This window comes from Cryobacterium sp. MDB1-18-1 (assembly GCF_004402735.1).
Classification (GTDB): Bacteria; Actinomycetota; Actinomycetes; order Actinomycetales; family Microbacteriaceae; genus Cryobacterium; species Cryobacterium glucosi.
In genome coordinates this window covers 1-14,250 of the sequence record NZ_SOFR01000059.1, presented here as the reverse complement: position 1 = coordinate 14,250, position 14,250 = coordinate 1, and the positions used below count along the sequence as shown (strand labels likewise).

The following is a 14,250-nucleotide window of genomic DNA, read 5'->3' as shown; positions in this document are numbered from 1 at the left end:
CCAGGCCAGACCTTCGCGGCCGAGGACCCGGGCCCGCCGGTCCACATCCGTCGCCGTGCTCACCCGGGCCGCGTCAACCGTCCGACCGATCGCCTCCACTTCCTTCAGAGCAGTGACCGCTTCTGTGTCGCTGAGCAGCCCGACCGGGATCGCGGCCAGGGCCTCTGCGAGAACCGCCTGCGCCTCCACGAGCCGGGCGACAGCATCCGCATGCACCGACGGCACCGAGCCGGCCAGACCCTCCGAGCCCTCGAAACCCTCGGCAACCGCGACCGAATAGGCCGACTCGACGACTGCGGTGGGCTGATCACCCGCGGCCACTGAATCGTGGGCCTGCGGGGTGTGTGACTGGGGATCGGAAGCTCCTGCCATGCCCCGATTCTACCCCGAATCGAATACGAATACGAGACTTACTCAGTTAATTAAATGGCTTACTTATTCAGAAATCAAATTTGATCACGACCACATCGCCGCGCGCGCAACGTCCTCCCGCCTGCGTGTCGGCCGCGGCCTCTGTGTCACGGCGAACATTCTGAGGACTATGCCGTGCCCTACCGACGCACAGCGCTGAGGTCGACGATGTGTACGGTTACCCCGGCGTCTGCGATCAACTGAAGCGCGGCGGGGTCCGCGTCGGAATCTGTGACGAAATCGTCGATCTCGCTCAGGTCGGCCATCTTCGCGAGGGTGACCTGTCCGACTTTCGAACCGTCGGCAACGACGATCACACGCTGGGCGTTGGCAACCATGGCGTGATTGGTGCGCGCTTCGGTTTCATCGTGGGTCGTCACACCCCCTGACACGCTGATGCCGTCGGTGCCCAGAACGGCAGTGCCCACGTTGATCGCCTTGAACGTGTTCTCGGACAGCGAGCCGACCGCCTCGAAGGAGCTCTGCCGAACGACGCCTCCCGTCATGATCACCTTGAGCTTCGGGCGTGCCGCGCACTCCAGCGCAATAGTGAGCGAATTCGTCACAATGGTCAGTCCTGACCGATTACTGAGCGCCCGGGCGACCTCGGCCGTCGTGGTCCCCCCACTCAGGGCTATCGCATACGGTCCAGCGGGGATCATTTCCACCGCACGACGCGCGATCAACTGCTTGGCCTCACGGAACTGGGTATTCCGGAGCCGAACGGGAATTTCGCTGCGGGCATCCAGGGCGCGGGCCCCGCCATGCGTCCGCACGAGCAGCCCCTGTTCGTCCAGGTCCGCCAGATCGCGCCGCAGGGTCGCCGCCGAAATACCGAGCGCCTCCGCGAGCGCGGACTGCGACATGCTCGTCTGTTCGTGAAGGAGCGACAGCACCAAGCGCATCCGCTCTGAGCGCTTGCCGGAGACCGCACGAGGGGTGGATGGATACGAGCCGTTCTGGATCATGGGACGCCTAACCGAGTTGAAACGCGCAGTATTTCTGTCCACTTTAGCAGGAATATTGCGCGATACGCGCATTCTGGCGCAGGATCAAGCCATGGCAATCGTGTTGGTCCAGTGCACGGATGGTGTCGAGCCGACATCGCCCGAATCGCACTCCATCACTGCCGGGAGGAGCTCGTCATCTTGCTCGCCACAACTCGCGATCTCATCGACCACTTCGGCGCAGGCAACCGTGCCGTTCTCGCCTTCAACGTGATCACCCTCGAGCACGCCGAAGCCATCGCGATCGGAGTGGAGCGCGCCAATACCGGCGCGATTCTCCAGGTGAGCGAGAACGCGATCCGGTTCCACAACGGCAGGATCTCGCCGATCATCGCGGCCTGCGCGAAGATCGCCGCCGAGTCCTCCGCGCCCATCTCCATTCATCTCGACCATTTCCAGGACCTTGCGCTCACCGAATACGCCATCGATCTGGCGAACGATCTCGGCGTGAGCTCGATCATGGTCGATGCCGCTCATCTCCCCCACGACCAGAACGTTCGCCAGACCCGCGAACTGGCTCGGCGCGCCCACGCCCGCGGCCTCTGGGTCGAGGCTGAGCTGGGCGAAATCGGCGGCAAAGACGGCGCGCACTCCCCGCTCGCACGCACCCAGCCCGATGAGGCGCGTGACTTCGTCGCGCAAACCACCGTTGACGGGCTCGCCGTTGCGGTCGGCAGTTCACACGCGATGACGTCACAGGTTGCCGAGCTCGACCTCGCGCTCATCGCCCAACTTGCCGGAATCGTGCCCGTCCCCCTCGTCCTCCACGGCTCCTCCGGCGTCAGCGACACGACGCTCGTCGCGGCCATCGCCGCCGGAATGCGCAAGATCAACGTCGGAACGGCACTGAACATCGCATTCACGGGCGGCGTCCGGCGGTTCCTGGCCACCAACCCGGATGTCACCGATCCGCGCACGTACATTCGCGACGGCTGCGAGTCCATCTCCCGCACCGTCACGCACCTGTGCACCGTGCTCGACGCGGCAGCGGCGCACAACCCCACCACCTCGGATTCAGCCCTCCTCACCGGGCTGGGTACCCGCTGACCCATCCACCCCCGAGACCCATCGATCGAACCACCCCGCCCCGAACAACGGGACGCCCGTGGGACTGCAAAGGAGCACAATGGTTAATCAACTCTGGAACACGGTACGTCGGCATAAGGCGGGTGAAACCGTCGGAATCTATTCAGTATGCTCGGCGCACCCGACCGTGCTCGAGGCTGCCATCCGCCAGGCGGATGCCGACGGAACCTACGTTCTCATCGAGGCCACATCCAACCAGGTCGACCAGTTCGGCGGGTACACCGGCATGCGTCCGGCCGACTTCCGTGATCTGGTCTACTCGATCGCCGACAGGGTCGGCTTCGCCAGGGACCGCCTTGTCCTCGGTGGCGACCACCTCGGTCCCAACCGATGGCAGAACCTCAGCGCTGACGAGGCCATGGCGAATGCCGACGCCCTCGTCACGGCATACGTCGAAGCCGGCTATACCAAGATCCACCTGGACTGCAGCATGTCCTGCGCCGGGGATCCCGTGCCGGTCGGCGACGACCTCGCGGCCGATCGCTCAGCACGGCTGTTGCGGGTTGCCGAGGATACAGCCACGCGCGCCGGTCTCCCGAGCGACATCCTGTACGTGATCGGCACAGAGGTCCCGGTACCGGGAGGCGCGCACGAGACCCTCGGCACCCTGACTGCGACATCCGCCGTGGCGGCACGAGCGACCCTCGACCGACACCGCGCCGCATTCGAGAAGGTCGGCCTCACCGACATCTGGCCACGCATCATCGCGCTCGTCGTGCAGCCCGCCGTGGAATTCGACCACCTGCAGGTCATCGACTACCACCGCGAAGGGACCGTGCAGCTGCGGACCGTCCTGAACGACGAGCCGGGACTGGTGTTCGAGGCCCACTCCACCGACTACCAGGAGACGGGCCGGCTCGCCGAACTCGTCGAAGACCACTGGGCGATCCTCAAGGTCGGACCCGGACTGACGTTCGCGATGCGGGAAGCCCTCTTCGCCCTCGCGAAGATCGAAGACGAGCTCGTGCCGGTCGCGGATCGCTCCGCACTCGTCGAGGTCATCGAACGGCGGATGCTCGCCCGTCCGGACTATTGGGCGGGTTACTACGAGGGCACGGCCCAGCAGCAGCGCCTTGCCCGCCGGTTCAGCTACAGCGACCGGCTGCGCTACTACTGGCCGGACCCGGAGATCGAAGCCGCCGAGAACCGCCTCTACGACAACCTCTCCGCCCTGCAGATTCCGCTTCCCCTGATCAGCCAGTTCCTTCCCGAGCAATACGCCAGGGTGCGGGCCGGGAGCCTTGCTCCCGAACCGCGCGAGCTCGTCGTGGACAAGATCCGCGACGCCCTGCGCCCATATGCCTTCGCCTGTTTCCCGACGGTCCGCGACCGTTCCACGACAACCACCACCATCCAGGGAGCACTCCTTGTCTAACCCCACCGCCACATCCACCCCAGCCGCATCGGCGACCATCGGCCACGCCGCAGGCCCCGGGTCTGAAGCCACCGTCCGCGAGATCGCCCAGCAACCGGATGTCTGGCGCGAGGCCTCGGCGAACATCGCCGCCCAGCGCACCGACATCGATGCCTTCCTCGCACCCCTCCTCTCCCAATCCGACTTGCGCATCGTTCTCACGGGAGCAGGGACATCCGCCTTCGTCGGCGACATCGCGGCACCGGCACTGTCGCGACTCCTCGGCCGCCGCGTTGACGCCGTGGCCACGACGGACATCGTCTCGAATCCCCGGGAGAGCTTCGCCGAAGACGTTCCCACCCTGCTCGTCTCCTTCGCCCGCTCGGGCAACAGCCCGGAGAGCAGCGCCGCAACGGTCCTCGCCGACCAGGTGCTCACCGACGTCAGCCACCTGATTCTGACCTGCAACGAAGACGGGAACCTCTTCACGGACCATCAGGGACGCGCACACTCGAAGGTCGTGCTGATGCCGCGTCGCTCCAACGACGAAGGCTTCGCAATGACGTCGAGCTTCACGTCGATGCTCCTGTCAAGTCTCCTGATTCTCGGCGGCGCGAACGACGACGCCGTTGCCGCCCTTTCCACGGCCGCAACGCAGATCATCGACTGCCGCCAGCCCGAGATCCGCGCACTGGCAGAGGCCGGCTACGAACGCATCGTCTACATCGGCAGCGGGCCACTGACCGGCCTCGCCCGCGAATCAGCCCTCAAGGTCCTCGAACTGACGGCCGGTGCGATTGTCACCTACTACGACTCGTCCCTCGGCTTCCGCCACGGCCCCAAGGCCGTCCTCGATGAGACCACGCTCGCCCTGGTCTACGTGTCTTCCGACCCCTATACCCGCGAGTATGACCTCGACATCATCGCCGAACTGCGCACAGCGCTCAGCCCCGAACGCGTCGTCGCGATCTCCTCCCTGCCACTGCCGGCAGCCGACGGCCATTCGTGGATCCTCTCGGACCTCGCGGGCCTGGATGACGCGTTCCTGGCCGTCGGCTACATCGTCATCGCGCAGCTTCTGGGGCTCTCGTTCTCCCTCACGCTCGGCGCCACCCCCGACAACCCGTTCCCGGGCGGAACTGTCAACCGCGTCGTCAAGGGCGTGCACATCCACCCGCTGTCCGCGGCCGCGGGCACCCTCACGAACGCGAGCTGAGAGCCATGTCATTCTTCCTCGGGGTTGACGGCGGCGGCTCAAAAACCGCCTTCGTCCTCCTCAACGACTCCGGAGACATCGTCGCGGAAACACAGACACCGAGTTGCTATTACTTCAGCGAGGGCATCGAGCTCGTCGGCCGAATCCTCGCCCAGGGCATCGGCACGATCGCCGCCCAGGCCGGACTCGAGACGAAGGACATTGACCAGGCCTTCTTCGGGCTCCCGGGATACGGCGAGGTCAGCTCTGATATCGAACGGCTGAACGCCGTGCCCCGCGCGGTGCTCGGGCACGACCGCTACACGTGCGACAACGACATGGTGTGCGGCTGGGCCGGATCCCTCGGTGCCGTCGACGGGATCAACGTGATCAGCGGAACCGGCTCGATGACCTACGGAGAACGTGCAGGCCATGGCCACCGGGTCGGCGGCTGGAGCGAGCTCTTCGGCGACGAAGGCTCCGCATACTGGATCGCGATCCGCGGCCTCAACGCCTTCACCCGGATGAGCGACGGCAGGCTCCCCCGCGGCCCCCTCTACGACGTCGTCAAGGCCCGTGCCGACGTGAACAGCGATCTCGACCTGATCGACGTCGTCGTGAATCAGTGGAAGGGACAGCGAGGGGCGATCGCCGACCTCTCCAAAACCGTCGTCGAAGCCGCCGCCCAGGGCGACCTCATCGCCGCGCAGATCCTCACGGATGCCTGCGCCGAGCTGGCCAGGATCGTCGACACGACGCGCACGGAGCTCGGTTTCGGCGACGACGACACGGTCCCCGTGTCCTATTCGGGAGGCATGTTCACGGCCGCCGCCGTCCGCAGCGGATTCGAAGAGGCGCTTTCGGCACTGCCGCCGAAATACGAGTTACGCACTCCGCTGTTCGGCCCCGCCGTCGGCGCAGCGCTCTACGCCGCGAAGAAGGCGGGCACCCCGCTGTCCGAAGCCGCGCTGGCGCAACTCCGGTCCCACTGACCTCACCCGCACCACGCACCACGCACTACGCACTACGCACTACGCACTACGCACTACGCACCACGCACTACGCACCACCACGCACGTCCCCCTGAGTAAGTCCAAGCAAGTAACAGATGTCAACGAGGAGATCATTGTGAAGAAAACGCAGAGTTGGATATTTTACGCAGCACTATTGGTGCTGTTCTGGGGAGTCTGGGGCGCATTCTCGTCCCTCCCCATCACCCTCTACGGGTACCCGGATGAAATGGTCTACGTGATCTGGGCCGTCGTGATGATCATCCCGGCAGTCTTCGCGCTGCGCGGCCAGAAGTTCGACCGCCGCCCGAAGGCCGCCATGTACGGTCTCCTCATCGGCCTGACCGGGGCCGGCGGCCAGCTGCTCCTGTTCAACGCCCTGTCGTCCGGTCCCGCATACCTGATCTTCCCGATCATCTCCATTTCGCCGGCCATCACCGTTCTCATGGCCGTGGCGTTCCTCCGCGAGCGCCTGCCCAAGGTCGCCGTCATCGGCTTGGTCGCGGCACTGGCCGCCATCGTTCTCTTCAGCGTCGCCGGCGGCTCAGGGGACGCCACATCCGGTCCTTGGCTGGTTATCGCCATCTTCGTCTGCATTGCGTGGGGCGTGCAGGCCTTCTTCATGCGGAAGGCGGCGACCATCGGAGTGAACGACGCGACGACCTTCGCCTGGATGGCCATCAGCGGCCTGATCCTCACTCCGTTTGCGATCATGGCGATGGGCGGCCTCCCGCTCGACGTCCCCTGGCAGGCGCCCGCATTGACCGCCGCCACCCAGCTCCTCAATGCGGTCGGCGCGTTGTTCCTCGTCATGGCACTGAGCCGAGGCAAGGCATCCATCGTTGCGCCCACGACGAACGCCCTCGCCCCCGTTCTCACTATCGTGGTGTCGCTCGTCGTCTACCAGACGCTGCCGACCATTTTCGGAACGATCGCGATTGTCCTGGCGCTCGTCGGCTCGACCCTCATGGTCTACAGCGACGAACGACGTGGGGAGGCGCTGCCGCCCGCTCTGCTCGAGAACGAGGACAGCGCGCCGAAGAAGACCCACGAGCCCGCAGACACCGTGGGTTAGCAGGCACAGTGGGTTGACCGGCACGGTCACTGCCAGCTCCGCACCGGCCCGCCCGCACGCGTCTCGAACATCGAGAAGCGTGCGGGCGGGCCATCGTCGTCCTAGTGGTCGAAGGCGTTCACGAAGTCGACGCTCGCCGCCGAAATTTCGGCGCGCGCGGCATCCTGGGAGATGGACGGCTCTCCGTCCCCGGACTGTGGGCCGTAGTCGCCGAAGAAAGCGTGCACGCCGCCCTCGATCACGAGGTATCGCGCATCCGCAGGCAGCGACGCTTTCGACGCGCTGATCTTGTCCGGAGTCGCCAGACCGTCGTTCGTACCGGAGATCGACAGCACGCCGGCGCCCAGCCCGCTCAGGTCGTTCGCGGGATATGAGGCGAAGAACAACAACCCGACAACCGGGTCTGTCGACGCACCGGCGAAAGACTGGGCATCCATCGCCGCGACCGTCCCGCCGAGAGAGTGGCCGCCGACCACCCAACGTTCGACCGGCGGATGCGCGGCGCGCGCCGACCCGAATGCTCCCGTCGAGAGGAACGCAATCCCGAACGGCTGCTTGGGGATGACGACCACGTGCCCGGCCGCGGCGAGCGGGCGCAGCACGGCCGCGTATGCGCGAGCGTCGACTCGCGCGCCGGGCTGGAAGAACACCCCGACGTCGCTCACGGCCCCCGTGGGCTGCAGCACGATCTGGTCGGCCGTCTCGGTCACAGTCACGCTCGTGTCGGAGTCCATGGCGGACAGGGCCGGCTCAACGGCCGATGACGGCACGAGCCACCAGGCCAGCGCGATCACTCCGAGCGACAGCGCAACGAGGACACCCCGGATACCCGTGCGCCCGCGATGCCGGACCGTACGCGTGAGCCAGGAGCGCAGCGCAACCGTCAGGCTGACGGCAAACGTGAGGACGAGGAGGACCAGGTAGGCCGGATGTCCGTGCACAAGCATCGACCCGGTCGACAGTGCCGCCCAGGCGGTGACGATCACGCCGAGCGTCGCCACGACGCGGCCAGCCCAGAAGAAGGCCATGTCGGCTCGACCGGCTGTCGCCCCGCCCGCCGACCGGATTCTGCGCGTGTCGCTCATGGGGAAATTATCCCCGCGGCGCCCGTCGCGAATCTACCTAAATGTATTAGGCAAAACCGATGTAGCATTAGCAAAATGGAAAGCTTCTCATGGCACGCGCAGGACTGACCGCGGAACGCCTGACCCAGGCGGGCGCTGAACTCGCCGACGAGGTCGGATTCGACCAGGTCACGCTCTCGGCACTGGCCAGGCATTTCGACGTCAAGGTCGCGAGCCTGTACTCCCACGTCACTAACTCGCACGATCTCAAGACCAGGATCGCCCTGCTCGCGCTGCAGGAACTCGCTGACCGGGCAGCGGATGCCGTGGCCGGCCGGGCAGGCAAAGATGCCCTGGTCGCGCTCGGCAACGTCTACCGCGACTACGCCCGCGAACATCCCGGTCGTTACGCCGCCATGCACTTCCGGCTCGACCGGGAGACCGCGATCGCCAGCGCCGGCGTCCGCCACTCCGCGATGACCCGCGCAATCCTGCGCGGATACGACCTGGCGGAACCGGACCAGACGCATGCCGTCCGACTGCTCGGCAGCGTCTTCCATGGCTTTGCGACCCTCGAGCTGGAGGGCGGTTTCAGCAACAGTCCCCCCGACTCCCAGGAGTCCTGGACTCGCACCCTGGACGCCCTCGACGCCCTGTTACGCGCCTGGCCGGCGCCCGAATAACGCCAGAACGCCACGCGTCCGGCACCCTCACCACGACTCCCACCTCGCAAATCCCCGATCAGAAAGTTCACAGATGTCCTCCCAGCACGACTGGATCACCTCGCCCATCACCCCCGGCCTCCTCCGCGGCGCGCTCGATCTGGAACAGACCGTCCACGGCGTGCTCCCGCACCGCCTGCCCGCGTGGGCTCGCGCATACGCCGACCCGCAGCTGGCCGCCATGGAAGCCCAGCCCTCCGGGGTCCGGCTGGCCTTCAGCACCCGAGCAACCGACCTCGAACTCGACGTACTGCCCACCAAGCTGGTCTACCTCGGCGCCCCGCCGCGCCCGATCGGCGTGTACCAACTCCTCGTGGACGGGAAGCTCGCCGGTCAGGCCATCGCGACGACCGGCATCACCGTCACCGTGGACATGGCCACAGGCGCCACCACGAACCACCTCGGCCCCGTCAGCACCCTCCGCTTCACCGGCCTGCCGGATCACCTGAAGAACATCGAGATCTGGCTCCCGCACAACGAACGAACCGAGCTCGTCGCCCTCCGTTCCAACGGGCCCATCGAACCCGCGCCTGCGACAGGCAACCGGGTCTGGCTGCACCACGGCAGCTCGATCAGCCACGGCTCCAACGCCGCCAATCCCACCGAGACCTGGCCGGCGCTTGCCGCTTCGAGTGGCCATGTCGATCTGGTGAACCTCGGCTTCGGCGGCAGCGCGCTGCTCGACCCCTTCATCGCCCGCACCATGCGCGACACCCCCGCCGACCTGATCAGCGTCAAGATCGGCATCAATCTGGTCAATCTCGACCTGATGCGCCTGCGCGCCTTCGCCCCAGCCGTGAACGGCTTCCTCGACACCATCCGCGACGGTCACCCCACAACACCGCTGCTGCTGGTCTCGCCCCTCCTCTGCCCCATCCACGAGGACACACCCGGGCCCGGCGCCTTCGACCTCGCCGCCCTCGCCTCCGGTCGCCTGCAGTTCGTGGCCACCGGGGACCCGGCCGAAGCGTCCGCCGGAAAGCTGACGCTCACGGTGATCCGGGCGGAACTCGCGCGTGTCGCGCAGCAGCGGGCGGCCACAGATCCGAACCTGCACTACCTCGACGGCCTCGACCTCTACGGCGCCGCGGACTTCGCCGAGCATCCGTTGCCCGACCACCTCCACCCGGATGCCGCGACGCACCACCGCATCGGCGAGCGCTTCGCCGGGCTCGCCTTCGGACCCGGAGGCCCCTTCGTCGCCTGACGACTCCGAATGGGTACCGGTCAATACAGTCGCACCGGTCTGGCGAGCCCGGCCGGCGTCTTCCTCATCAGACCTGGTCGTGGATGGTGACGACGTAGCCATCCGGGTCGCTGAATGAGAAGGTGAGACCGAACGGGCCGGGGGCAGGGGCGCTGACGATCCGGACTCCAGCTTCGACCAGGACGTCGTGCACAGCCTGGGAGTCATCGGCGTGCAACCAGAGCGCAACTCCCGCACCGGCCCACGGGCGCACGGCATCGAGGTCGAACCCCGGCATCGGTTCCCGAACGGCGAAGGCGATCGGCTCGGTGGCGAAGACAACAGCGTGGGGCGGGCTCACGGGCGCGCGCCGCAGCCCGAGCAGCGTCTCGTAGAAGTTCGCCGACCGCTCGAGGTCGCTCACCTGCAGGGCTAGAAAATCGGGTCCAGTGACAGTCATGGTTTCTTCTCCTCGTCGAATCCCGCGTGTCAGGATCCTTACATGACTATTGTGTGTCAGGATGCTGACATGAGTCAAGAGGAGAAGGTCGGCGATCTGGCCGAGTCGGTGGGTTATCTGCTCAAGCAGGCAGCGACGGCCCTGCACGCCTCGATGGACGCGGTTCTGCGCCCGCAGGGCCTGACTGTGTCGCAGTATTCGGTGCTTGAGCTACTCGGCCACGAGCCGGAGCAATCGAACGCCGATCTGGCCCGCGGGGCGTTCGTCACGCGCCAATCGATGAACGAGGTACTGCGCGGTCTTCAGGAGCGCGGTCTGGTCGCGCGCGCCGATGTCGCCGAACACGGCCGGGCGCGGCCGACGCGCCTCACCCCGGCCGGCCACGCGGCGCTGGCGGGCGCGAGTGCGGCGGTCGCCCGTGTCGAGAAACGGATGCTGTCCCCCCTGTCCCCCGCGGAGCATGCTGGACTTCTCGCTCAGCTCGTCGCCTGCCGGGATGCCCTCACCGGTGAAGACGCTCCCACCGGTGAAGACGCCGCGCGGTAGCGTTGAAGCATGGCTGAACTGTCCGAGACACGTGTCGCCGTCTACATCGATTTCGACAACATCATCATTTCCCAATACGACAATGTGCATGGTCGTGGAGCCTTCATCAAAGAGAAGGCCCGCACCGCCACCGGCAAGACCGCGGATCGGCTCCAGGAAGCCACGGTCAACATCGGCGCCGTCCTCGACTTCGCTTCGTCTTTCGGAGCCGTCGCAATCAGCCGGGCCTATGCGGACTGGGCCGCGCCCGCGAACACCCGGTACCAGAAGCAGCTCGTCGACCGCGCGGTCGACCTCGTACAGCTTTTCAACACCTCCGGAACCAAGAACGGTGCGGACATCCGCCTCGCGATCGATGTTGTTGAGGACCTCTTCCGGCTGCAGGACATCTCGCACGTTGTGATCGTCGCCGGTGACTCCGACTACATCCCGCTCGCCCAGAGCGCACGGCGCCTGGGCCGCACGGTCATCGGGATCGGTGTGCAGGGTTCGACCAGTGCGGCGTTCAAGAACGCCTGCGACGAGTTCTCGTATTACCACGACCTCGTTGAAGACCTCGGGGAAGACCTCGGGGAAGACCTCGTCGAGGACATTCCGCACTCCACTCCGACAGTGGCCGTCGAGCCGCCGGCGCCGGACCTCGCAAAGGAGGCCCGCAAACTCCTCATGCGCGCCCTGCGCGGGCGGGCGAATGACGACGTCGACGGCTGGATGGCAGCATCCGCTCTCAAGCAGCAGATGAAGCGCCTCGACCCCGGGTTCGATGAGAAGAAGATCGGCTTCAAGTCGTTCACGGACTTCCTGAAGGCCCAGCGTTCCATTGCGGAGTTGCAGGAGGACGGTCAGGCCCGCCGCGCGCGGTTGCGAAACCGGGCCTGACGTTCGCTGCGGCTGCGACCGTGGCTGTGGCTGTGGCTGTGACGCCTACGCGAACGTGGCGTCGAGAGCCGCGCGCAGGTCGGCGATCAGGTCGAGAGGATCCTCGAGCCCGACCGAGAATCGAAGATGCCCAAACTCGCGGAACGGCGCCGGGTACGCAGCGACCCGCGGTCCGCTCGTGCCGACATGAACGATCAGCGACTCGTCATGACCGAGCGAGACGGCCGAGGTGATCACCCGGAGCTGGGAGACGAAGCGGTTCTGGGTTTCCGGATCGCCCGCGACGGCGAACGCGAGCATCGCGCCATAGCCCCGACCGGCGAACTGTCGCGCGGCGAGCTCATGCTGCGGGTGGCTCGCGAGCCCGGGGAAAGCGACGAACGCGATCCGCGGGTCGGAGTCGAGGAACTCGGCGACCAACTGGGCCGACTCGAAATGCTGCCGGAGACGAAGCGGCAGCGTCACCGACCCGCGAGTGATCAACCACGCGTTGAACGGCGAGATCACTCCGCCCACGTCGACCATCGCATCCGATTTGATGCGCTGGATCAGCTCGCGGGAGCCGATCACCGCGCCGCCCATCGCGTCGCCGTGCCCATTGATGTACTTCGTCAGGGAATGGACGACCAGGTCGGCGCCGTCCGCGAGAGGTCGATAGAACGGAGGCGGAGTGAAGGTGGAGTCCACAACGAGCAGCGCGCCCGCCCGATGGGCGATCGCCGCCAGGGCCTCGATGTCGGCAACCCGGGTCGTCGGATTGGCGATCGCCTCCGTGTGCACGAGTCGCGTATTCGGTCGAATCGCCGCAGCGACCGCGGCCAGATCGCTGATATCGACGAACGTGGCCTCGATTCCGTACTTGTCGGGAAGCAGCTCCGTGAACAACCGCCACGTCGCCTCGTAGCTGACATCGGCGACCACGACGTGATCCCCGGAGCGCAGATACGTGAAGAACACCGCGTGAAGCGCCGCGACACCCGACGCCAGCACGACGGCGTCCTCGCCACCGTCCAGGGCAGCGAGCTTCGCCTGCAGTCCCAGTTGGTTGACTCCCGAGTTCCGGGTGTAGAGCGGCACGTCCGTGCCCGACCAGCTCACCGACGACGGGTCCTCCGGCAATGCATAGGAGTTCGCCATCACGATCGGGGTGCGGATCGCACCCGACCCCGCATCGACCGTATTGCCCGCATGCACGGCCAGTGTCGAGTCTTTCAAGGACAGTGGATCATGCTTGTCGGGACGCGTGTTCACCATGGCCCCACGCTACGGGAACAACGCGGACTCCTGTGTTTCATGTCGTTGGAATCCGCTGAGCTCGCCACAGACCAGGCCGACCCGTAGCGGCGGATTGTGGTGCCCCCTCCTCAACAAATGCTTTCTGACCGGGTTATCCACAGGTGATTTGTGGGCGTGCGGATGCCGGTGGAATGTCGGTGGTCCTCCGTAGAGTGACCGGTATGACAGCTGAAGAACCCTCAACTATTCGTTCGGAAAGCACGGCGGAACCCCCGCCCGGGACCCCTCCCGACTCGTACCTGAACCCCCGGCATCTGAGCCTTGTGGAGCAGCCCCTCGCCGATTTCTATGACGCAATCCGGGATGCGGACCGGGAAATCAATCAGGCCACCGCTCGCCGGGCCGCCGCGATCTACACCGCCCAACGGGTGCTCGCCGACGTCGGCCGGGGCCGGGCGGACGCCGCAGTGCGGGCGGGCGGCCCGCGCCCGCCGTGGTCGCCGGAGGAAGCCACGAAGGAGGAGTTCACGTGCGAGGTCGGCGCCCTGCTGCGGCTGCCGCGGCGGAGACCCTGATCGAAGCCAGCCGCACCCTCGCCGAAGACCTCCCGGCAACCCGGGACGCTCTGGCCTCCGGGGTGATCAGCTACCGGCACGCGCAAGTCATCATGGAGCAGGCCTGGGGCATCCGAGTCGACGGTGACCCGGAAGCGGCCGCCCGGGCGNTCGACGGTGACCCGGAAGCGGCCGCCCGGGCCCGGGCCGTGTTCGAGGAGGTCCTCGTGCCCGACGCGGAAGTGCTGACCGTGGCGAAACTCGCCGACCGGGCCCGAAGGGTGCGGGAACGCACCCACCCGGAAACCATCACCGCGAGGCACCAGAAAAGCGTCGAGGACCGGCACGTGGTGTTCCAGGCCCTCAACGACGGCATGGCCTCCCTGTATCTGACCGGGGACGCGGAGAAGGTGCAGGCCGCGTACCACCGCACCCTCGACACCGCGCTGACCCTGCAGGGCCCGG

The 14,250-nt window shown here is 66.5% G+C and carries 16 protein-coding genes; 11 read left to right on the top strand and 5 right to left on the bottom strand.

Annotated features, from left to right (window positions below):
• Both E3O50_RS14930 and E3O50_RS14925 read right to left on the bottom strand, forming a co-directional pair.
• Positions 1-372: hypothetical protein (locus E3O50_RS14930; RefSeq protein WP_134558489.1), on the bottom strand; the 372-nt coding region annotated here is incomplete at its 3' end.
• Positions 373-551: 179 nt separating this feature from the next.
• The gene (locus E3O50_RS14925) at positions 552-1,379 is read right to left on the bottom strand and encodes a DeoR/GlpR family DNA-binding transcription regulator (RefSeq protein WP_134558490.1); all 828 of its coding nucleotides are present in this window, start codon (positions 1,377-1,379) and stop codon (positions 552-554) included.
• A gap of 180 nt (positions 1,380-1,559) precedes the next feature.
• Between E3O50_RS14925 and E3O50_RS14920 the strand changes: the two genes are divergently transcribed.
• The 5 genes from E3O50_RS14920 to E3O50_RS14900 all read left to right on the top strand — a co-directional run bounded on the left by E3O50_RS14920 (position 1,560) and on the right by E3O50_RS14900 (position 7,138).
• Entirely contained in the window at positions 1,560-2,465 is a 906-nt protein-coding gene (locus E3O50_RS14920; RefSeq protein ID WP_241975267.1) for a class II fructose-bisphosphate aldolase, read from the top strand.
• A 79-nt stretch (positions 2,466-2,544) separates the two neighbouring features.
• Positions 2,545-3,879 carry a D-tagatose-bisphosphate aldolase, class II, non-catalytic subunit gene (locus E3O50_RS14915; protein ID WP_134445749.1) on the top strand — a complete coding sequence of 445 codons (1,335 nt, stop codon included), beginning with the start codon at positions 2,545-2,547 and terminating at the stop codon, positions 3,877-3,879.
• Entirely contained in the window at positions 3,872-5,074 is a 1,203-nt protein-coding gene (locus E3O50_RS14910; RefSeq protein ID WP_198413603.1) for an SIS domain-containing protein, read from the top strand. The genes E3O50_RS14915 and E3O50_RS14910 overlap by 8 nt, the downstream gene beginning before the upstream one ends.
• A 5-nt stretch (positions 5,075-5,079) precedes the next feature.
• Positions 5,080-6,045 (top strand): BadF/BadG/BcrA/BcrD ATPase family protein, encoded by a 966-nt coding sequence (locus E3O50_RS14905; RefSeq protein WP_134558492.1) that lies wholly within the window; start codon positions 5,080-5,082, stop codon positions 6,043-6,045.
• 136 nt (positions 6,046-6,181) lie between these two features.
• On the top strand, positions 6,182-7,138 hold the full coding sequence (locus E3O50_RS14900) for an EamA family transporter (protein ID WP_198413604.1): 957 nt from the start codon (positions 6,182-6,184) through the stop codon (positions 7,136-7,138).
• 101 nt (positions 7,139-7,239) lie between these two features.
• Here E3O50_RS14900 and E3O50_RS14895 read toward each other — a convergent pair whose 3' ends face one another.
• Entirely contained in the window at positions 7,240-8,223 is a 984-nt protein-coding gene (locus E3O50_RS14895) for an alpha/beta hydrolase (protein WP_134558493.1), read from the bottom strand.
• Between the two features lie 89 nt (positions 8,224-8,312).
• Between E3O50_RS14895 and E3O50_RS14890 the strand changes: the two genes are divergently transcribed.
• Positions 8,313-8,885: a TetR/AcrR family transcriptional regulator gene (locus tag E3O50_RS14890; protein WP_134558494.1), complete on the top strand. Its 573-nt coding sequence runs from the start codon at positions 8,313-8,315 to the stop codon at positions 8,883-8,885.
• Positions 8,886-8,958: 73 nt separating this feature from the next.
• Complete coding sequence (locus E3O50_RS14885; protein WP_134558495.1) at positions 8,959-10,131, top strand: GDSL-type esterase/lipase family protein; 1,173 nt, start codon at positions 8,959-8,961, stop codon at positions 10,129-10,131.
• Between the two features lie 67 nt (positions 10,132-10,198).
• Here E3O50_RS14885 and E3O50_RS14880 read toward each other — a convergent pair whose 3' ends face one another.
• A complete protein-coding gene (locus E3O50_RS14880) occupies positions 10,199-10,570 on the bottom strand; it encodes a VOC family protein (RefSeq protein WP_134445755.1) in 372 nt (123 codons plus the stop codon).
• 69 nt (positions 10,571-10,639) lie between these two features.
• Between E3O50_RS14880 and E3O50_RS14875 the strand changes: the two genes are divergently transcribed.
• Positions 10,640-11,116, top strand: coding sequence for a MarR family transcriptional regulator (locus tag E3O50_RS14875; RefSeq protein ID WP_134445756.1), 477 nt, complete (start codon positions 10,640-10,642; stop codon positions 11,114-11,116).
• A 9-nt stretch (positions 11,117-11,125) separates the two neighbouring features.
• On the top strand, positions 11,126-11,995 hold the full coding sequence (locus E3O50_RS14870; protein WP_134445757.1) for an NYN domain-containing protein: 870 nt from the start codon (positions 11,126-11,128) through the stop codon (positions 11,993-11,995).
• Between the two features lie 45 nt (positions 11,996-12,040).
• Here the strand turns inward: E3O50_RS14870 and E3O50_RS14865 are convergent, their stop codons facing one another.
• Positions 12,041-13,249, bottom strand: coding sequence for an aminotransferase class I/II-fold pyridoxal phosphate-dependent enzyme (locus E3O50_RS14865; RefSeq protein ID WP_198413605.1), 1,209 nt, complete (start codon positions 13,247-13,249; stop codon positions 12,041-12,043).
• Between the two features lie 203 nt (positions 13,250-13,452).
• Between E3O50_RS14865 and E3O50_RS19200 the strand changes: the two genes are divergently transcribed.
• Together E3O50_RS19200 and E3O50_RS14860 are read left to right on the top strand one after the other, a co-directional pair.
• Positions 13,453-13,806, top strand: coding sequence for a hypothetical protein (locus E3O50_RS19200; RefSeq protein WP_166790614.1), 354 nt, complete (start codon positions 13,453-13,455; stop codon positions 13,804-13,806).
• Positions 13,761-14,250, top strand: a 490-nt coding sequence (locus tag E3O50_RS14860) for a DUF222 domain-containing protein (protein WP_166790990.1), incomplete at its 3' end; no start/stop codon positions are given. The genes E3O50_RS19200 and E3O50_RS14860, both read left to right, overlap by 46 nt.